General features: G+C 62.6%; 16 protein-coding genes and 1 tRNA gene. 6 read left to right on the forward strand and 11 right to left on the reverse strand.

Annotation, left to right across the window (positions count from 1 at the left end; genetic code table 11):
• Positions 1-39 precede the first annotated feature (39 nt).
• The 4 genes from ctaD to IB263_RS12830 are packed head-to-tail and all read left to right on the forward strand — an operon-like array spanning position 40 to position 3,638.
• Entirely contained in the window at positions 40-1,818 is a 1,779-nt protein-coding gene (gene ctaD / locus IB263_RS12815; protein ID WP_060605254.1) for a cytochrome c oxidase subunit I, read from the forward strand.
• Positions 1,815-2,519 carry a cytochrome c oxidase subunit 3 gene (locus IB263_RS12820; RefSeq protein WP_112771936.1) on the forward strand — a complete coding sequence of 235 codons (705 nt, stop codon included), beginning with the start codon at positions 1,815-1,817 and terminating at the stop codon, positions 2,517-2,519. The genes ctaD and IB263_RS12820 overlap by 4 nt, the downstream gene beginning before the upstream one ends.
• A 12-nt stretch (positions 2,520-2,531) precedes the next feature.
• A complete protein-coding gene (locus IB263_RS12825) occupies positions 2,532-3,254 on the forward strand; it encodes a heme-copper oxidase subunit III family protein (protein ID WP_034798919.1) in 723 nt (240 codons plus the stop codon).
• A gap of 9 nt (positions 3,255-3,263) precedes the next feature.
• Positions 3,264-3,638: a cytochrome C oxidase subunit IV family protein gene (locus IB263_RS12830; protein ID WP_034798923.1), complete on the forward strand. Its 375-nt coding sequence runs from the start codon at positions 3,264-3,266 to the stop codon at positions 3,636-3,638.
• Between the two features lie 48 nt (positions 3,639-3,686).
• Here IB263_RS12830 and IB263_RS12835 read toward each other — a convergent pair whose 3' ends face one another.
• The 7 genes from IB263_RS12835 to IB263_RS12865 all read right to left on the reverse strand — a co-directional run bounded on the left by IB263_RS12835 (position 3,687) and on the right by IB263_RS12865 (position 11,460).
• Positions 3,687-4,445: an ATP-binding cassette domain-containing protein gene (locus IB263_RS12835; RefSeq protein ID WP_112983545.1), complete on the reverse strand. Its 759-nt coding sequence runs from the start codon at positions 4,443-4,445 to the stop codon at positions 3,687-3,689.
• Between the two features lie 11 nt (positions 4,446-4,456).
• On the reverse strand, positions 4,457-5,656 hold the full coding sequence (locus IB263_RS12840; protein ID WP_192438568.1) for an alanine racemase: 1,200 nt from the start codon (positions 5,654-5,656) through the stop codon (positions 4,457-4,459).
• An 11-nt stretch (positions 5,657-5,667) separates the two neighbouring features.
• Positions 5,668-6,645 carry an ABC transporter permease gene (locus tag IB263_RS12845; protein ID WP_192438569.1) on the reverse strand — a complete coding sequence of 326 codons (978 nt, stop codon included), beginning with the start codon at positions 6,643-6,645 and terminating at the stop codon, positions 5,668-5,670.
• Between the two features lie 130 nt (positions 6,646-6,775).
• Complete coding sequence (locus IB263_RS12850; protein ID WP_192438570.1) at positions 6,776-7,840, reverse strand: substrate-binding domain-containing protein; 1,065 nt, start codon at positions 7,838-7,840, stop codon at positions 6,776-6,778.
• Between the two features lie 61 nt (positions 7,841-7,901).
• Positions 7,902-8,963 (reverse strand): substrate-binding domain-containing protein, encoded by a 1,062-nt coding sequence (locus IB263_RS12855; RefSeq protein ID WP_034798936.1) that lies wholly within the window; start codon positions 8,961-8,963, stop codon positions 7,902-7,904.
• Positions 8,964-8,989: 26 nt separating this feature from the next.
• Entirely contained in the window at positions 8,990-10,249 is a 1,260-nt protein-coding gene (locus tag IB263_RS12860; RefSeq protein ID WP_034798938.1) for a M20 family metallopeptidase, read from the reverse strand.
• Complete coding sequence (locus IB263_RS12865) at positions 10,249-11,460, reverse strand: ROK family transcriptional regulator (protein ID WP_034798940.1); 1,212 nt, start codon at positions 11,458-11,460, stop codon at positions 10,249-10,251. Before IB263_RS12865 ends, IB263_RS12860 begins: the two co-directional genes overlap by 1 nt.
• Positions 11,461-11,817: 357 nt before the next feature.
• On the opposite strand from IB263_RS12865, the gene IB263_RS12870 reads away from it, so the two are divergent.
• Complete coding sequence (locus IB263_RS12870) at positions 11,818-14,379, forward strand: FAD-dependent oxidoreductase (protein WP_192438571.1); 2,562 nt, start codon at positions 11,818-11,820, stop codon at positions 14,377-14,379.
• 82 nt (positions 14,380-14,461) lie between these two features.
• Here the strand turns inward: IB263_RS12870 and IB263_RS12875 are convergent, their stop codons facing one another.
• Both IB263_RS12875 and IB263_RS12880 read right to left on the reverse strand, forming a co-directional pair.
• Positions 14,462-15,391 (reverse strand): aldo/keto reductase family oxidoreductase, encoded by a 930-nt coding sequence (locus IB263_RS12875; protein WP_192438572.1) that lies wholly within the window; start codon positions 15,389-15,391, stop codon positions 14,462-14,464.
• Positions 15,392-15,634: 243 nt separating this feature from the next.
• Positions 15,635-16,423: an SDR family oxidoreductase gene (locus IB263_RS12880; RefSeq protein ID WP_060520324.1), complete on the reverse strand. Its 789-nt coding sequence runs from the start codon at positions 16,421-16,423 to the stop codon at positions 15,635-15,637.
• 97 nt (positions 16,424-16,520) lie between these two features.
• On the opposite strand from IB263_RS12880, the gene IB263_RS12885 reads away from it, so the two are divergent.
• Entirely contained in the window at positions 16,521-17,120 is a 600-nt protein-coding gene (locus tag IB263_RS12885) for a TetR/AcrR family transcriptional regulator (protein ID WP_051659468.1), read from the forward strand.
• Between the two features lie 304 nt (positions 17,121-17,424).
• Here IB263_RS12885 and IB263_RS12890 read toward each other — a convergent pair whose 3' ends face one another.
• Entirely contained in the window at positions 17,425-18,144 is a 720-nt protein-coding gene (locus IB263_RS12890; RefSeq protein WP_113554381.1) for a hypothetical protein, read from the reverse strand.
• Positions 18,145-18,506: 362 nt separating this feature from the next.
• Positions 18,507-18,583 (reverse strand) — tRNA-Met (locus IB263_RS12895).
• Positions 18,584-18,585: the final 2 nt, after the last annotated feature.

The raw sequence follows: 18,585 nt of genomic DNA on the forward strand, positions 1-18,585 counted from the left end.
GTTGGATCGAGATGATCCGGTGTTGGGAGGTTCTCGCAGATGGTCGATATCCGGTCAGGCACGGGCGAACAGATTGGCCCCGCGGAAGTGGAGGACGTGGAGCTCTATCATCCCCATAGCTGGTGGACGCGTTATGTCTTCAGCCAGGATGCGAAGATCATCGCCGTGCAATATGCCTCGACCGCGATCGCCATCGGCATGGTCGCCCTCGTGCTCTCCTGGCTGATGCGTCTGCAGCTCGGCTTTCCCGGCGCCTTCGCCTTCATCGATGCGGAACGCTACTACCAGTTCATCACCATGCACGGCATGATCATGGTGATCTATCTGTTGACTGCGCTCTTCCTCGGCGGCTTCGGCAACTACCTGATCCCGCTGATGCTCGGCGCGCGCGACATGGTCTTCCCCTATGCCAACATGCTGAGCTACTGGCTGTATCTGCTGGCCGTCCTCGTGCTCGTCGCGAGCTTCTTTGCACCGGGCGGGCCGACCGGCGCCGGCTGGACGCTCTATCCGCCACAGGCAGTACTTTCCGGCACGCCCGGCGGCAAGGACTGGGGCATCATCTTGATGCTTTCCTCCCTCATCCTCTTCGTCATCGGCTTTACCATGGGTGGCCTCAACTATGTCGTCACCGTGTTGCAGGGGCGCACGCGCGGCATGACCTTGATGCGCATGCCGCTCACCGTCTGGGGCATCTTCACGGCGACGGTGATGGCGCTTCTCGCCTTCCCCGCCCTCTTCGTCGCCTGCGTCATGATGCTGTTCGACCGGGTGCTCGGCACCAGCTTCTTCATGCCAGCGATCGTCGAGATGGGCGAGCAGCTGCAGCATGGCGGCGGCAGCCCGATCATGTTCCAGCACCTCTTCTGGTTCTTCGGCCATCCGGAGGTCTACATCGTCGCCCTGCCCGCCTTCGGCATCGTCTCCGATCTCATCAGCACCCACGCCCGCAAGAACATCTTCGGCTACCGCATGATGGTCTGGGCGATCGTCATCATCGGCGCGCTCTCCTTCATCGTCTGGGCGCACCACATGTATGTCAGCGGCATGAACCCCTATTTCGGCTTCTTCTTCGCCACCACCACCCTGATCATTGCCGTGCCGACGGCGATCAAGGTCTACAACTGGGTGCTGACGCTCTGGCGCGGCGATATCCATTTGACGCTGCCGATGCTGTTCGCGCTCGCCTTCATCGTCACCTTCGTCAATGGCGGGCTGACCGGTCTGTTCCTCGGCAATGTCGTCGTCGATGTGCCGCTCTCCGACACGATGTTCGTCGTCGCCCATTTCCACATGGTCATGGGCGTTGCGCCGATCATGGTGATTTTCGGGGCGATCTATCACTGGTATCCGAAGATCACCGGCCGCCTGCTCAACCAGGCGATGGGGCAGATCCACTTCTGGGTCACCTTCGTCGGCGCCTATCTGATCTTCTTCCCGATGCACTATCTCGGGCTGATCGGCATGCCGCGCCGCTACTATGAGATGGGCGAGACCGCCTTCGTGCCGGCATCCGCCCATACGCTCAACGAGTTCATCACCATCATGGCGCTGATCGTCGGCGCCGCCCAGATCGTCTTCCTCTTCAATCTCATCTGGAGCATCCGCCACGGCCGCGAGGCCGGCGGCAACCCCTGGCGGGCAACGACGCTCGAATGGCAGACGCCGGAAACGCCACCGCGGCATGGCAATTGGGGCAAGGACCTGCCGGTCGTCTACCGCTGGCCCTATGACTACAGCGTGCCGGGTGCAGCGGAAGATTTCATTCCGCAGACTGAGCCGGGTTCCGTAGGCCACGCGCCGGAGGGGGCCTCATGAACGTCACCCTCGTCTTCCTGGCGGTGATCTTCGCGATCGCCGCCTGGTGGCTCAGCCGGCAGCGGCTGTTCTCGAAACCCTGGCTGGAGGTCGGCCACGCCCACGACCCCCGTCCGCGCGGTAGGCCTTCGATCCCGCCTGCAAAAATCGGCCTTGGCGTCTTCCTTGCTGTCGTCGCCGCGCTCTTCTCTCTCTTCATCAGCGCCTACTTCATGCGCATGGCCTCCACCGACTGGTGGTCGACGCCGATGCCGAAGATCCTCTGGCTGAACACCGCCATCCTTGCGCTTGGCAGCCTGCTTCTGCATGCGGCCCGCGTCACTGCCGAACAGCATCGTGACGAGGCGAGCCGCACGGCGATGATCGCAGCCCTTGCCGCCGGTCTCGCCTTCCTCGCCGGCCAGGTCTTTGCCTGGCGGGAGTTGACCGACGCTGGCTTCCTGCTCGCCGACAATCCGGCCAACAGCTTCTTCTACATGATCTCGGGCATGCATGGCCTGCACATCCTCGGCGGCCTGTTCGCGCTTACCCGGGTCATCGTCAAGACGCGCACCGGCCCGATGGGCGAAAGGGCCGTGCTGTCGATCACGCTCTGCGCCACCTACTGGCATTTCATGCTGGCCGTATGGCTGGTGCTTTACGCGCTCTTTTCCGGCTGGGCCAACGACTTCGTCGAGCTCTGCCGGTCCCTCTTGACTTGAAGGAGGCAAGGCATGTCCGCCGAGACACATTCGCCTGTCCGAGAACCGCTCCATCGCCCCGCGGGACTTGCCGGCTTTGCCGCCGACTGGGCCTCCGACCAGCGGACGTTCAAGAACGTCTCCTGGGGCAAGGCGATGATGTGGATCTTCCTCTTGAGCGACACCTTCGTCTTCGGCTGTTTCCTCATCGCCTACATGTCGGCGCGCATGTCGACCGCCGTTCCCTGGCCCAATCCGAGCGAGGTCTTCGCCCTGCACATCGGCGGCTCGGACGTGCCGCTGATCCTGATCGCCATCATGACCTTCGTGCTGATCACCTCGAGCGGCACCATGGCCATGGCCGTCAATTTCGGTTACCGGCGCGATCGCAAGAAGACCGCTCTGCTGATGCTGCTGACCGCCCTTTTCGGCGCCACCTTTGTCGGCATGCAAGCGTTCGAATGGACGAAGCTGATCACCGAGGGCGTGCGTCCCTGGGGCAACCCTTGGGGTGCTGCCCAATTCGGCTCGACCTTCTTCATGATCACCGGCTTCCACGGCACCCACGTCACGATCGGCGTCATCTTCCTGCTGATCATCGCGCGAAAAGTCTGGCGCGGCGATTTCGACACTGAACGGCGTGGCTTTTTCACGAGCCGAAGAGGACAATACGAGATCGTCGAGATCACCGGCCTCTACTGGCACTTCGTCGACCTCGTCTGGGTCTTCATTTTCGCATTCTTCTATCTGTGGTGAGGCATGGCCATGACGGAAACGACTGTTCACACCCACGCGGCACCGGCAGCAAAAGTAGAAGGCCACGCACAAACGCACCAGCAACACCCGATCGGTCTTTATCTGGTCGTCTGGCTGCTGCTCTTCGTGCTCAGCACCTTCTCCTACCTCGTCGACTATGTCGGGCTGCAGGGTTATCTCCGGTGGTCGCTGATCCTGATCTTCATGGTACTGAAGGCAGGGCTTATCGTCGCGATCTTCATGCACATGGCCTGGGAACGGTTGGCGCTGATCTACGCGATCCTGCTGCCGCCGCTGCTGGTGCTGGTCTTCGTGGCGCTGATGGTCTCGGAATCGCACTACGTGCTGTTCACCCGCCTCACCTTCTTCGGCGCCGCACCATGATTGCCAACCGGCGCCGCCCCAATGGCGGCACCGCTGGACTCATCCGCCTCAGTGTTGCTGAAGCCCGGTGATCATCGCGATGATCTCGTTTTTGTCCGTCTTGGCCGTCTCACGGATTCCGATCTGCTTGCCGCGGCGCAGAACGCAGATGCGATCGGCGAGCTTGAACACCTGATCGAGGCTATGGCTGATGATCAGTACGCCGATGTTGCGGCTTTTCAGCGATTCGACGATCTCCTCGACCTTGGCGGTTTCGGCAACGCCAAGTGCTGCCGTCGGCTCATCGAGCAAGATCAGCTTGCTCGCCCAATGGGTAGCGCGGGCAATCGCGACGCCCTGGCGCTGGCCGCCCGAGAGGTCGCGGATCGTCGCATGGGCCGAGGGGATGCGGACATCCAGTTCCTTCACCAGCGTTTCCGTCTCGGAAATCATCCGGCGACGGTCGAGCAGGCCGAAACGGTTTACCGGCTCGCGGCCGAGAAACATGTTCATATAGACCGTCTGCTGGTCGGCAAGTGCCAGATCCTGATAGACGACCTCGATGCCATGGGCGCGCGCCATCGTGGCGTTCGACATCGCCACGGTCTGGTTTTCGATGGTGATCGTTCCCGAGGTCGGCGTGTAAACGCCGGAGATGATCTTGATCAGCGTCGACTTGCCGGCGCCGTTGTCGCCGACGAGCGCCACGATCTCGCCCGGACGGACGTCCAGCGAGAAGTTCTCGATCGCGGTGACGCCGCCAAAGGTCTTGCGGATGTCCTTCAGCTTCAGGACCGGCTCTGCTGCAGCACTAACGTTCGCGTTCATGACGTCGCCCCTCATACCGGCCAGGCCGCGGTTTCGCCGCAACCGTTTTCGATCGTTTCCACCTTCGGCGCGCCCTTGGAGATGCCCGACACGCCGACGACATAGGCCCGCGTGACGAAGGCCTGCCCGCGGAAGCCGAACACCGCCGTATCGCCAGGCTTCGGGGCCGCCGCACCGCTGGCGTCGATCATCGCGTAATAGTCGATCGCCGAGGGCGGCGGTACTTCGACGCTTCGAAGCGCCGACGCCGAAGTCGTCGGGTCGGCAGAGACGATCGCCTTGACGTCGTAATCCGGGAAGATCGGGTCGATGTAGAAGCCGCCGCCGAAGCAATAGGCCTTGCCGCCCGAGAGATGGGAAACTTCGGTGAGGTAGAGTACCGCCGGCAGTTCCGGCAGATCTTCCATCACGTGCAGTGCGGTGGTGCCGTGCAGACCGTTGCCCGGCTCGCACTGCGTCGCGCCCGCTTCGGCAAGGGCCGGGAGCATGACGCTGGAGGTCGTACCCGGCGCATTCACCTCGATCCCGTTGCGGCCGGCCTTGGCCAGCGCCTCGGCAGCTTTCGAGAGCGTCGCGAGATTGTGTGTCGGCTTCACCTTGCGGCTTTCATGGTCGAAGAGCAGCGCCGGAAAGGTGGTGATGCCGGCAAAGCGGCCACCGTCGAGCGCATCGAGACGGTCCGCCACCGCGGCAACGTCGCTGGCATCGAACCCGCCTTCATGGCCGCGGTAGAAGGTATCACCTTCCGCCCGGATACGGGCGAGCAGATCCTGCCGATAGCCGGCTGCATGTGCGCCAGCCGCCGCTTCTGCAGCCTTTTCGCCGTTGAAGACCGTCCAATAGTCCGGCCGGAAGGTTTTCGCTGCGGCAGCCGCCTCGTGGCGCGCGACCTGCTGCAGGTGGCCGAGATGGCCGACCTTCAGGCCCGCCTTGTGGGTGGCGCGGGCACAGGCCATGTCGACAGCAACCGAACGGTCAATGCCACCACGCTTGACCGCTTCGCAGAAGGAACTGGAGCGGCCCACCTGCTTGGTCATCGCAAAGGTCTTCAGGCCGAGGCGACGGGCCTCGTTGCTCATAATCGCCGCATTGGCCTCGACCGTGTCGAGATCGAGCACATAGGCGTTGGCCGGGAGCTTGCCCTGCTGGTGCAGGCTCATCGCCGCTTCGATGAATGCCGGGTTGCGGCGGCGCAGAACGTCGAGAAACATGAAATCCTCCTTCAGCGGGACTTTTCGCGCAGCGACACGGCGACCGCAGCGAGGATGATGAGACCGCGAACGATCATCTGGTCGGATACGGAAAGGCCCATCAGGATCAGGCCATTGTTGAGCATGCCCATCATCAGCGAGCCGACGAGCGCGCCGATGATCGTGCCCTTGCCGCCGTTGAGCAGCGTGCCGCCGACGATTACGGCGGCGATCACCGTCATCAGGTCGGTCTCGCCAAGCGTATACTTCGCCGCCTGCAGGCGACCGGCGTAAAGCAGGCCCGCAAGGCCGGCGAGACCGCCGCTGATCATCAGAACGGCCAGCCGAATGCGCGGCACGCTGATGCCGGAGACGCTCGCTGCCCGGCTGTTGTCGCCGGTCGCCAGCACATGGGCGCCGAAGCGGGTTTCGCGGTAGATGACATGGCAGCAGACGACGGCAACGAGGGTCCACCAGATCAGCGAGGGCACGCCGAGGAACGAGCCCGAGCCAAAGAAGCCGGTAAAGGTGCTGTCGGTCACGGGGATCGAGCGCAGGTTCGTCATCGAGCGGGAGACGCCGGCGAAAAGCCCGAGCGTCGCCAGCGTCACCAGGAAGGACGGCAGTTTGACATAGGCGACCAGTGCGCCGTTCAGGAGCCCGATCAGCACGCCGGCGCCGATACCGGCGACGACGCCAGCCACCAGGCCGTACTCGTTGATCGTCACCGCCGCCGCCAGTGCCGAGACGGCAACTGTCGAGCCGATCGACAGATCGATCTCACCGGCCGACATGACGAAGACGAGGCCGATCGCCATGATCGTCACCGGTGCTGTCTGCAGCATGATGTTCGACAGGTTGCGAACCGTCAGAAACCCGCTGTCGCGAAGCACGATGGCGAAGAACAGAAAGATCGCCAGGAAGCCGAGATAGACGACGTATTGCTGCAGGTTGAGGCGACTGACGAGGCTCGCCGGCTGGCCGCTCGCGCTGGAATGGGCACTGGACATTATTCTTCCTCCGAAGGCAGGGGGAAAGCTCCCCCTGCACTACGGCGCCGCGGGTCTGGTCAGACGCGCAAAGGTCGCCGCAGCACTATGAAAAGCTGCATGTTTTACTCATGCAGCGGGCATCATTTCATCACTTCATCGCATCCGCGATCGTCGCGGGGACATCCTTGTTCAGAGACTTCTTCCAGCCGTCGGCGACCGTCGCCTTGGTCACGGCAAGCGAGTCGACCACCAGGAAAGGCTCGGCCTTCTTGCCGACCAGCGACCCTGCCGCGGCGCGCGCTGCGGTGACACCGATATTGTAGGCTTCGTCGGCGACCAGAGCTGCGATGTTGCCGCCCTTGACCATGTCGAGTGCTGCCGGTTCGTTGAGGTCGAGCGTCACGATCTTGGTGTGGCTGTTGCCGGCGCCGCGCAGCGTCGAAAGCACGCTCAGTGCCGGCTCCGCCCAGGTCACATAGATCCCGTCGAGATCCGGGTTCTGGGTGATCATCCCTTGCGCGATTTCCTCGCTGCGGGCCGGATCGGCCATGCCGGCCTCGGCAACGATCTTCATGTCGGGATAGTCCTGCTCGATCGTCGACTTGAAGGCGCCATCGCGCTGGTTGGTCACGTAGAAGTCGGCGTCATGATAGATATAGCCGAGCTTACCCTTGCCATCGAGCGCATCCGCCATGGCAACGGCCGCCTTGTTGCCCATCTGGAAAAGGTCGTCCGAGACGATCGTCACATAGTCCTTGCCGTGTTCGTAACCGGCCGGCGAATTGTCGACGAAGGCGAGCTTCACACCGGCGGTGCGTGCCGGATCGTAAACCACGGCGGCGCTTGCCGGGTCGACCGGCAGCGACAGGATGATCGAGGGCTTCTTGGCAAGCACCGTCTCGACATCCGCCTTCTGGCGGGCGGCATCAAAGCCGGCATCGGTCTGTGCGACCACCTCGACGCCGAGGCGCTTGAACTCGTCATGGGCACCGCTGTTGACCGCGTTGGTGTATTCGCTCATCTCGTGCCAGACGAGCGCTGCGGTAAACTTGCCGTCCTTGATCTGCTGTTCCTGCTCCGCCGTCAGCGTCAGGCTGCCCGCCGGCGTCGGCGTCTCGCCATTCGGACCCGTGGTCTTGCCGTCAGCGGCAAAGCCGGATGTCGCGGCAAAGACCGTTGCCAGCAACGCGAAATGTCTCACTGCCCTGTGCATATCTGCCTCCCTTTTAGGAATGACGCCGCCGGAAGCGTCCTCTCTCCCGGCGGCCACCTGATTACTTGGCCGCGTCGAGCACCGACTGCGGCGCATCGCGGTTGAGCGACTGCTTCCAGCCGTCCGCGACGTTTTCCTTGGTGACGGTCAAAGCCGGGGCAACGACGAAGGCCGGCGTCTGCTGGCCGAGAAGCGACTTCAGGCCGGTCGCAGCCATGGCGCGTCCAAGCTCATAGGCCTTGTCGGCAACAAGCGCGGTGACGTTGCCGCCCTTGACCATGTCGAGCGCGACCGGTTCGGCAAGATCGAGCGTGACGATCTTGGTCTTGGTATTTCCGCTCGAGCGCAGGGCAGAGAGCACGCCGTCGGCAGGCTCGGCCCAGGTCACGTAGATACCGTCGAGATCAGGGTTCTGCAGCAGCATGGCGCTTGCCAGCTCCTCGGCACGTGCCGGGTCTGAGATGCCTTGCTCGGCAACGATCTTGATATCCGGATAGTCCTTCTCGATCGTCGACTTGAAGGCCTGGTCGCGCTGGTTCGTCACATAGTAGCTGGCATCGTGGAAGATGTAGCCAACCTTGCCCTTGCCGCCGATCGCCTTGGCCAGCGCATCCGCCGCCTGCTTGCCCATCTGGAAGAGATCGTCGGTAACGATCGAGGCATAGTCCGTGCCCTGCTTATAGCCGCTCGGCAGGTTGGAGAGGAACACGAGCTTGCTGCCATCGGTCACTGCCTGGCGGAATGCTTCGGCCGAGGTCACCGGATCGAGCGGCAGCGCCAGGATGACGTTCGGCTTGGCGGCAAGCGCGGTTTCGATATCGCTGCGCTGGCGGGCAGCGTCGAAGCCGGCATCCGTCGTCACCGCGATCTCGACGCCGGCGCGGGCAAACTCATCCTTGGCACCGGCCGAAACGGCGTTGGTGAAGTCGGACGAGGTATGCCACAGCAGCGCCGCCTTGTAGCCCTTGCCCTTGAGCGCGCCGATATCGGCATCGGTCAGGGCGACATCGGCGCTCGGCGTCGCGCTCTCGCCGGACGGACCGACCGTCTGGGCAGAGGCGGCGTTTGCGGCAAGCACGAAACCGCTGACGAGTGCGGCAGCCATCAATTTCTTCAGAAGCATTGTCGTTCTCCCTCTTGTTTGGCAGTTCAGTCCATGACGCCGCAGTAGCGCGCCATGAAGGCGGCAAATCCGACGATCCCGGCGAGGTATTCCTCCACCTCGACCCGTTCCTCGTAGGTATGGCAATTGCGGATGTCGCCGGGCGCGCAATAGACGGCAGGCACACCCAAGCGGTTGACGAAGAATGGCGATTCCGACCAGAAGGGCGCGCCTTCGATGACGCCGCGCCCAGCCATGGCTTCGGCCATGGCGGCTGATAGCGCACCGACTTCGCCCGCCGTTTCGTCGATTTCAGCCGCCGTGCCGCCAAGCGCATGGTCGCGGCCGGCCGGATAGGAAAACTCGACCGTGATTTCCGGATCGGTGATCGCCGAGCGCACCGCAGCCTCGATCTCGGCCGCCGCCGTGTCCAGCGATTCCCCTGGCAACAGTTTGCGGATCAGCGACAGTGTGCAACGCTCGGGCACGGCGATGTAGCCGCCGCCGGCAAGGCCGGTGATCAGCAGGAAACTGCGACCGATCAGCTTGTGCTCGGCCCGCGCGGCGATCTCGTCGGAGTGTTTCCAGAGAGCCGACATCGCCGCGTGGCTGGCGCGCAATGCATCCTTGCCGAGTTCGGGTACGCCGAAATAGGCGGACTTGCCTGTAATCGTGATGTCGGCGATGAAAAATCCGATCTGCGCCGGATAAACCGAAAGCCGTGTCGGCTCGACATAGACGACGAAGTCCGGACGGACGATGTCACCGGTCTCGATGCGTTCGACCAGATCCTTGATACCGGCGGAGACACCGGTCCCCGGCTGACCGCTTTCCTCGTCGCCGACGAAGGCAAAGGCCACGTCCCCGGCCAACGCAACGCCGGACTTGTCGAGCAGCGACAGCGCCGCCAGCGACGCGCAGATGCCTGCCTTCAGATCGCCCGAGCCGCGCCCCCAGACCGCGCCGTCGATGATCGGTGCAGCGAAGGGATCCTCGCGCTCGGTACCGGCCCAATGCTCGCGCCAGCCGTCGACATGCACCGTATCCGTATGGCCAATGAACAGCAGGCGTGGCCCCTTGCCGCGCCCCTTGCGCTCCGCCCAGACGTTCGGCCGACCCGGCAGGAACTCCGCCGTTTTCAAGCCTTCCAGGCCAAGGCGCTGCATCGTTTCGGCCAGAAAGGCGACGAAATTCGCCTCGTTGCCGGTAATGCTCTCACGCCCGATGGCGCCACGAAAAAGATCAATCGCCGTCTCGCGATCAAGCACTGCTCGCAAGCGCTCGACCAAGCCGTCATTCATCGTCATCACATCGCCTCCCGAAGCGCGTTGACGTTTGCCCGCGGCAGCGAAATCCGGCCATCGGGCGCATCGACCCCGAACAGGGTGTTGTGCAACTGACCGAGCCCGATCGCCGCCGCCCCGATGATCGCGGCGCGCGCGCCGAGTTCACCGGTCTCCACATTGACCGGATAGGGGAAGCACTGCGGCAGGAACGCTTTTACCCGCTCAAGCATTTCCGGCCGGAGCCCGATGGATCCGCCCAGGATGACCTTCTGCGGGTTGGCGATCGCGGCAATCGCGGCAACGCCGGCTGCCAGATACCGCGCAGTGTCATCCAGCACCGTCAGCGCTGCCGCATCGCCCGCTTCTGCCTTGGCAAAGATGGTGGGCACGGCAACGGTCTTGCCCGAAAGCGCCGCGTAACGTTCCGCCATGCCATGCGAGGCAACCGCGCGCTCGAAGGCGCCGGTGCGCAGCGATTCCGCCTCGAACGGGTCGGCGCCGAGCGGCAGGAAACCCATTTCGCCGGCCGCATTGCTGACGCCGCGCACCAGATGGCCGCCGACCATCAGGCCGCTGCCGACGCCGGTGCCCAGCGCCACATAGGCGAGGTTGTCGATCCCCTGCCCCTGGCCCAGCCAGTTTTCGCCAAGGACGGCAAGATTGACGTCGTTTTCGAGCATGGCTCCAAAACCGAGCACCTCTTCGAAGGCGCCGACGACATCCATCGTGTCGAAACCGGCAATGTTCGGCGCAAGCAACACACGGCCGGTCTCGCTGCAGGGCGCGCCGGGAACGCCGACCACCGCAAGCCGGATCTTCTCGCGAGCGATCTTCTGTCGGTCTGCCGCATCAAAGGCCATGGCAGCGATCTGCTCTACGACGAAGCGGCCGCCCCGCGGATCGGTCGGCGCCGTGTCTTCGGCAAAGATCTGGCAGGCGAGATCGGTGATCGCCACGCGCACCTTCGTGCCACCGAGGTCGACGGCGATGATGAAGGCGGCATCGCACACCAGTTCGTAGGTGACGGCAGTGCGCCCGACATGGCCGCTGGTGCGCCCCGTCTCCTGCACCCAACCCTCTTCTTCGAGGCCGCGGACGATCTCCGAAATGGTCTGCTTGGAAAGGCCGGTCTGCTTCGAGATCGACGCACGCGAAATCGGACCGCCCTGGACGATCGCCTCCATGACGGAGCGCTGGGAGAACTTCCGGGAGATGCGCAAGCTGTCGTTCACGGGGACCTCTTTTAATTCGTTCTGTTACCGAACTTATTAATATCACGCATCGCTGTCAATCTTACCCGATGGGATTATCTTTCGTGGCCAACGCCGCGATCACTGGAAAGCAGGTAGATCGCAATGACGCATTCGGATGCGTCGCCATTTGCGATATGCTAGATGAAATCAGATTGGCGCTGAGAGGCGCTTTTTCTCACGAAATCAGTGGCATGACCGTCTCGACAGCTCTCGTTCCGCGAACCGCAAAATGCTCGGCTCTGGTCGTGCAGTTTGATGAGAATGTCGTAGACAGGCTCTGGTCGGGGCGGATCAGGCCCTAAAATCCGGCATCCAATCCAACTAGGGTCGCAATCAATGGCAGAGTTTCCGCAAAAGGCGAAAGTCGTAATCATCGGGCTGGGTGGCATCGTCGGTGCTTCGATCGCGCACCACCTGATCGAGCGCGGCTGGGACGATATCGTCGGCATCGACAAGTCGGGCGTACCGACCGATATCGGCTCGACCGCACACGCCTCGGACTTCTGCTACACCACCAGCCACGACTATCTCTCGGTCTGGACGACGCAGTATTCGATCGATTTCTTCGAGAAAATGGGCCACTACGCCCGCATCGGCGGCCTGGAAGTGGCGCGCACCGGCGACGAAGTCTGGATGGAAGAGATCAAGCGCAAGCTGTCCTCCGCCAAGGCCTTCGGCACCCGCGCCCACTATGTCTCGCCGGCTGAAATCAAGAAGATGTTCCCGCTGATCGAAGAAGATCAGGTCATGGGCGGCATGTTCGACCCGGATGCCGGCCTCGTCATCCCGCGCTCGCAGACGGTTGCCGGCAAGCTCGTCGACGCCGCGGAAAAGTCCGGCAAGCTGCAGGTCTTCGGCAACACGCCGGCAAAGTCGCTGATCGTCGAGAACGGCCGCATCAAGGGCGTCGTCACCCATCGCGGCACGATCATGGCGGACCACGTCATCGTCTGCGCCGGCATCTGGGGCCGCCTGATCGCTGAAATGGTTGGCGAGGACCTGCCGGTCATGCCGGTCGACCATCCGCTCACCTTCTTCGGCCCGTACAACGAATTCGAAGGCACCGGCAAGGAGATCGGCTTCCCGCTTTTGCGTGACCAGGGCAACTCGGCCTACATGCGCGACACCGGCGACCCGAAGACCACCGAGGGCGGCCAGATCGAGTGGGGCTATTACGAGACCACCAATCCGCGCCTCTGCCATCCACGCAACATTCTTGAAAAGCACGAGGCGCGCCTGTCGCCTTCGCAGCGCGACCTGGAGATGGAACAGATCATCGAGCCGCTCGAGCGCGCCATGGAACTGACGCCGATCCTCGGCGAACTCGGCTACAACGAGAGCCATTCCTTCAACGGCCTGCTGCAGGTCTCGGCCGCCGGCGGCCCCTCCTGCGGCGAGAGCCAAAAGGTGCGCGGCTTGTGGTACTGCGTCGCCATCTGGGTGAAGGACGGCCCCGGTTATGGCAAGCTGATCGCCGACTGGATGACAGACGGCCGCACCGAGATCGACCACGCCTCGATCGACTATTCCCGCTTCTATCCGCACCAGCTGGAAGAAAAGTTCATCGAGGGCCGCTGCTTCGAGGCGGCGCAGAAGATCTATTACCCCGCCGTGCACACCCGCGAACCCTACGCCACCGGCCGCAACGTCAAGCGCTCGCCCTTCTACGAGCGCGAAAAGGAACTCGGCGGCTATTTCATGGAACTCGGCGGCTGGGAGCGCGCCCACGGCTACGCTGCCAACGAGCACCTTCTGGAGAAGTATGGCGACCGCGTGCCGGTACGTGAAAACGAGTGGGACAGCCGCCATTTCTGGCGCGTCTCCAACGCCGAGCATCTGGCGATGAGCGAGGACTGCGGCATCGTCAACCTCTCGCACTTCCATATGGTCGACATCGAAGGCCCTGATCATGTCGAGCTGCTCGAATGGCTGTGCGCCGCCAAGGTCGGCGGCGACGGCAATATCGGCAAGGGCATCTACACCCACTTCCTCGACGACGAGGGCATGGTACGGGCCGACTTCACCGTCTTCCGCATGGCCGACCGCTGCCGCCTGGTGAACGGCGCCGACGCCGGCCCGCGGGACTTCCAGTACATGCGCCGCGTCGCCGAAGATCGCGGCCTTGACGTCACCATCACCGACGTCTCGGAGAAGTTCATCACCATCGGCATCTGGGGCCCCAATGCCCGTGAGACGCTGAAGAAGGTGGTTGCCGATCCCTCGGGCCTCGACATCGAGAACTTCGCCTTCGCCGCGATCAAGCCGATCGAGATCGCCGGCAAAAAGGTCACCGCCTTCCGCATCTCCTATGTCGGCGAGCAGGGCTGGGAACTGCACATGAAGTACGAGGACGGCCTCGCCGTCTGGGACGCGCTGCGCTCGACCGGCGTCATGGCCTTCGGCGTCGAAACCTATGCGAACTCGCGCCGCATGGAAAAGAGCCTGCGCCTGCAGAACGCCGACCTGCTTACCCAGTACAACCTCATCGAAGCCGACCTTGCCCGCCCGAAGGTCAAGGACGTGGACTTCCGCGGCAAGGCCAAGCATCTCGAATACAAGGCGCGCGAACATCAGCCGGCCATGCTCTGCACGCTCGTCATGACGGAGAATACCGACAAGAACGGCGTGAAGCGCTATCCGGTCGGAACCCTGCCGGTGATGGATCCTGAAACCGGCAAGGTGCTGGTCGATGAACTGGGCCGCCGTTCCTACACCACCTCGATCGCCTTCGGCCCGACGATCGGCAAGAACATCGCGCTTGCCTATCTGCCGTGGTCCCATTGCCAGGTCGGCCGCAAACTCAACGTCGAATACTTCGCCGAGACCTATCCGGTCGAGGTCGTCGGCGTCGGCTACAAGCCGCTCTACGATCCGGAAAACCTGAAGCCGCGCAGCTAAGCCATCCGCATCAGCCCCCAATACATAAAAGGCCCGCTCGGATCCGAGCGGGCCTTTTCAATGGTCTGCAGACCTAACGAGGTCAGGGCAGCACGTGTCCTGCCGCCGTGAAGAGACGATACCAGTCCTCGCGCGACAGCGTGATGTCGGCGCCGGGCGCGATATCGGCCAAACGCTCGGGACTTGTCGTTCCAAGCACCACCTGAATGTTGGCCGGATGGCGGGCGATCCAGGCATAGGCGATCGCGGAAGCCGATACGCCGTACTTGCCCGCGAGTTCGTCCAGCACCCGGTTGAGTTCCGGAAAGTTCTTCTCGTCGCCGACGAAGACGCCGCCGAAGAAACCCTGCTGGAACGGTGACCAGGCCTGCAACGTCATGCGGTTGATGCGCGAATAGACGACCACTTCCCCGTCGCGATCGATCGATTGCTCGAGACCTGCCATATTGGCGGCGATTCCGAAGGCGACCGAAGGCGCATGCGCAATGCTGAGCTGGATCTGGTTGGCGACGAGCGGTTGGCGGACGGCGGTCTTCAGAAGATCGACCTGCCGCGGGGTGTGGTTCGAGACGCCGAAATGCCGGACCTTGCCAGCTGCCTGCAATTTGTCGAAGGCGTCCGCCACTTCCTCCGGTTCCACCAGCGCATCCGGGCGATGCAGCAAGAGAAGATCGAGATAGTCAGTCTTCAGCGCCGCCAGCGATCGATCGACCGACTGCAGAATATGATCTTTGGAGAAATCGAAATAGCCGCGACGGATTCCGCACTTGCTCTGGATGACGATCTGTTCGCGCTCAGTCGGCTTTAACCGCAACGCATCGCCGAAACGGCGCTCGCAGGCATGCAGTTCGCCGCCATAGATATCGGCATGGTCGAAGACGTTGATGCCGACGTCCCGTGCCTTGCCATAGAGTCGGATTATGGCGTCATCGCTGAGATCGGCAATCCGCATCAGGCCGAGAACGGCAGAGGAAACGGAAAGGTCGGTTGGTCCCAGATTGAATCTTTTCATCGGCTCGCACCATCAACATCGTTTCGAGGGAGGATTTTCGCACAGGGACGGAGTGTTCGGCCTTGCGAAATCTTTGATCCTCAATTTCTAAGCAGCCTGAGGGCGCTTGGCAAACGCCTTTGAGGCAAACCGTGGAAACGATGTGGCTTGCTGTGCCCAAGCGGAAAGGCCCGAGCATCGACCGTCTCAGCAGGTGCAGGCGTTCGGAGCGAACGCCAAACGCCCGCTCCGTGCGTGGACCGCTCAGGCAGCGGACCGATAGCGCTCGGCCGGCAACGACTGTGCAAAATTCGGCAGCATTGCCTGCCGTGCCGTATCGAGGGTGTTCCACTGGCCGGCATCGGGAAGCGGCGGGATGGTTACCAACTCGCGTCGATCGTAGCCGATCAGCGCCGCATCGACGAGATCGCCGACCTCCATCACACCGGGGAGCGTCTCGACATCGACGCCGGCATGATCCCAGATCTCGGTGCGCGTCGCTGCGGGCAGAACCGCCTGAACGTAGACGCCCTTGGTGGCGAGTTCGACATTCAAGCCTTGAGAAAGGAACAGCACGAAGGCCTTGGTCGCGCCGTAGACGGTTGCGCCCATCTCCGGTGCAAGCCCGACGACCGACGCGATGTTGATGATCGCCCCCTCGCCTCTCTCCGCAAACCCCGGAGCTGCCGCATGCGCGAGCCTGGTGACTGCCGTTACGTTGAGCGCGATCAGCTTCGAGATGTCCTCGCTCTGCTGCTGAAGAAAGCCTCGGGGGATAGACGTCCCGGCATTGTTGACCAGCACGCCGATGCTCCGGTCTTCGCGCAGCCGCTGCTCGACCTTGGCGAGGTCCTGTGCGTCGGTCAGGTCCGCCGGGACCACATCCACCGCCACGCCGGTTTCGTTCTTGAGGCGCTCAGCGAGCGCGTCGAGCCGCGCCGCATTGCGCGCGACCAGAACGAGATCATGACCGCGACGGGCAAATCGCTCCGCATAGACGGCGCCAATGCCGGTCGAGGCACCCGTTACAAGGACTACTGGCTTCCTGCTCATCGATTGGGCTCCTTCAGTTTATTCATGATCACCATCATGTATTTGGATATATGATGACTATCATGTATATTGTCAATCGAAATTTCAGGAGACGATGATGCGCGTGAGCCGGAAGCAGGTCGAAGAGAACAAGAAGACAATTCTGGAGGCGGCGGGACAGCTGTTCCGGGAGCGCGGCTTCGAATCCGTCACCGTTACTGATGTCATGAAGGCGGCAGGCCTCACCCATGGCGGCTTCTACGGCTACTTCAAGTCGAAGGAGGATCTGATCGCGCAGACATTGGCCGGTCTGCAGGGAGAAACCGAGCCGCTAACGGTGGATCTTGCATCCGTCGCCCGACGTTATCTTTCGCCGGAGCATCGGGACGATTTCGGCCACGGCTGCCCGCTTGCAGCCCTTGCGTCGGAGGTGAGCCGCCAGCCCGGTTCCGCACGGTCGGAGATGACGGACGTCCTCAAGCGCCAGTTCGCCCGGTTCGGCAAGATCGCGCCGGGCACGGATGATCATGAGAAGCGTCGCGCGGCAATCGGCAGTTCTGCGGCCATGATCGGCGCGCTTATCCTGGCGCGGATGACCGACGATCCCGACCTGTCGACGGAAATCCTCGATGAGACGCGGGTGTGGCTTTCCGACCGCGATCACGGAAAGCTGAGAAGCCAAGGTCCTTCCGACGGCAAGAGCGACGCCGGAAGCTGAACCATGTCGCGGAAAAATGCGCAGCGGTTTGCGATCACGGCGCGCGGCAATTCAAGATATTGTGGCGCAAGCGGCAGAGCGGAACGGCGCTACGTGCTTGGCATATCCTCAACGCATCGAATTCGTTCGCAGATCACTGCGCCGGAACGATACCAAGGCGAGACACGGGAATCGTTGATGCGGGGCGTGAAGCGCCCAAAGGCAAACCGTTAAAGCGCGTCTCGGGTCGAGCTCGGAGCAACCTGTCCAACGATCCGCCCATCGCGTCTTATCCCGTCACGGGCGGCGATCCCTTATCGCACCGTCACCGGGCCTCCGGCCAGCCGAATTTCTTCGTCCAATAGCCGTTCCAGTCACTCACCGACTGCTGCGTTCGCCGGTAAATCCGCTCGGCTTCCTCCTCCGCCTTCAGAGCCGCCGCGAGCGCCGCATCGTCCTTCGCATTGGCGCGCGCCTTTTGTGCGATGTCGAGACCGATACGCGCTTCGTTCTGGGCATCCGCCAGGAACTGACCGGAGCTATAGCCTTCGGCATCGGCAACATAATGCAACTGGTCGCCGGCGGTTTTCAGCTTATAACCGAGCACGATCTCGGTTTCGGCAAAACGGCTGCGATTGCCGCGCACCGTCGCAGTCAGCGCATTGGCGATGGCCTCTTCGTGTCTGAGACCGGGATTGTTGAGCAGTTCAGCCTCGACCCGGCCGGCGAAAATCTCACCCTGCTCGTTGAGGATTTCCTTCAGCACTGCTTTCACGTTGGGGTCGTTGGATTTGAAACGGTCGGAGTTCAGCAATTCCAGCGCCGTGCCGACAAAAGCGTCGGCCCTCGCCTTCAGCTCCAGTATGCTGTTGTTGATTGCACCCTGCGCCTGCGTCGCTGCTCTGCCAGGCTCCGCTGAAACGCCGTTCGCAGCCCTGAGGATGTTGTTCGCGCTGTCGGCAGAACCGGCTTTCTCCTCCGCCTCGGCCGTTGTCCGCCTGAGGATTTCCAAGGCAACGTTGCTTGTCGGCGATATGGCGGTCACGCGTGGGTCTCCGCGGCAAAGGCGGCGCTCCTGCACCTGCCTGCCGAATGGGTGCGCACAGCCTCATGCCATCGCGAGATTCAAGAATGAAAGCAACTATCGATTGTATGTCTTAATAAACGGGTAACGCCGGTCATAGAAGCAGACGACGTCGCCACCTCCCCCACCCCTCTCCACCCGATGAGGATTTAAGGACGCTCGCTCACCGCGTTACGGCGTCATGCTCTCGGACTTGCGGGGCGCGATCAGGTCTCAGGAACGTGGCCTGATCTGCCGCATTCGGCCTGCGCCTTTCGCCCCTGTGCGCGCCGTTCAAACGTCAAAAAGCCCGCTGGATTTCTCCATGCGGGCTTTTTTTGATTTGGTTGCGGGGGCAGGATTTGAACCTGCGGCCTTCAGGTTATGAGCCTGACGAGCTACCGGGCTGCTCCACCCCGCGTC

The organism is Ensifer sp. ENS03 (genome assembly GCF_014852035.1).
Classification (GTDB): Bacteria; Pseudomonadota; Alphaproteobacteria; order Rhizobiales; family Rhizobiaceae; genus Ensifer; species Ensifer adhaerens.

What these genes read in the sequence shown, in the direction of transcription:
- ctaD (WP_060605254.1), top strand. Translation starts at nt 40, where the DNA reads ATGGTCGATATCCGGTCAGGCACGGGCGAACAGATTGGCCCCGCGGAA.
- IB263_RS12820 (WP_112771936.1), top strand. Translation starts at nt 1,815, where the DNA reads ATGAACGTCACCCTCGTCTTCCTGGCGGTGATCTTCGCGATCGCCGCC.
- IB263_RS12825 (WP_034798919.1), top strand. Translation starts at nt 2,532, where the DNA reads ATGTCCGCCGAGACACATTCGCCTGTCCGAGAACCGCTCCATCGCCCC.
- IB263_RS12830 (WP_034798923.1), top strand. Translation starts at nt 3,264, where the DNA reads ATGACGGAAACGACTGTTCACACCCACGCGGCACCGGCAGCAAAAGTA.
- IB263_RS12835 (WP_112983545.1), bottom strand. Translation starts at nt 4,445, where the DNA reads ATGAACGCGAACGTTAGTGCTGCAGCAGAGCCGGTCCTGAAGCTGAAG.
- IB263_RS12840 (WP_192438568.1), bottom strand. Translation starts at nt 5,656, where the DNA reads ATGTTTCTCGACGTTCTGCGCCGCCGCAACCCGGCATTCATCGAAGCG.
- IB263_RS12845 (WP_192438569.1), bottom strand. Translation starts at nt 6,645, where the DNA reads ATGTCCAGTGCCCATTCCAGCGCGAGCGGCCAGCCGGCGAGCCTCGTC.
- IB263_RS12850 (WP_192438570.1), bottom strand. Translation starts at nt 7,840, where the DNA reads ATGCACAGGGCAGTGAGACATTTCGCGTTGCTGGCAACGGTCTTTGCC.
- IB263_RS12855 (WP_034798936.1), bottom strand. Translation starts at nt 8,963, where the DNA reads ATGCTTCTGAAGAAATTGATGGCTGCCGCACTCGTCAGCGGTTTCGTG.
- IB263_RS12860 (WP_034798938.1), bottom strand. Translation starts at nt 10,249, where the DNA reads ATGACGATGAATGACGGCTTGGTCGAGCGCTTGCGAGCAGTGCTTGAT.
- IB263_RS12870 (WP_192438571.1), top strand. Translation starts at nt 11,818, where the DNA reads ATGGCAGAGTTTCCGCAAAAGGCGAAAGTCGTAATCATCGGGCTGGGT.
- IB263_RS12875 (WP_192438572.1), bottom strand. Translation starts at nt 15,391, where the DNA reads ATGAAAAGATTCAATCTGGGACCAACCGACCTTTCCGTTTCCTCTGCC.
- IB263_RS12880 (WP_060520324.1), bottom strand. Translation starts at nt 16,423, where the DNA reads ATGAGCAGGAAGCCAGTAGTCCTTGTAACGGGTGCCTCGACCGGCATT.
- IB263_RS12885 (WP_051659468.1), top strand. Translation starts at nt 16,521, where the DNA reads ATGCGCGTGAGCCGGAAGCAGGTCGAAGAGAACAAGAAGACAATTCTG.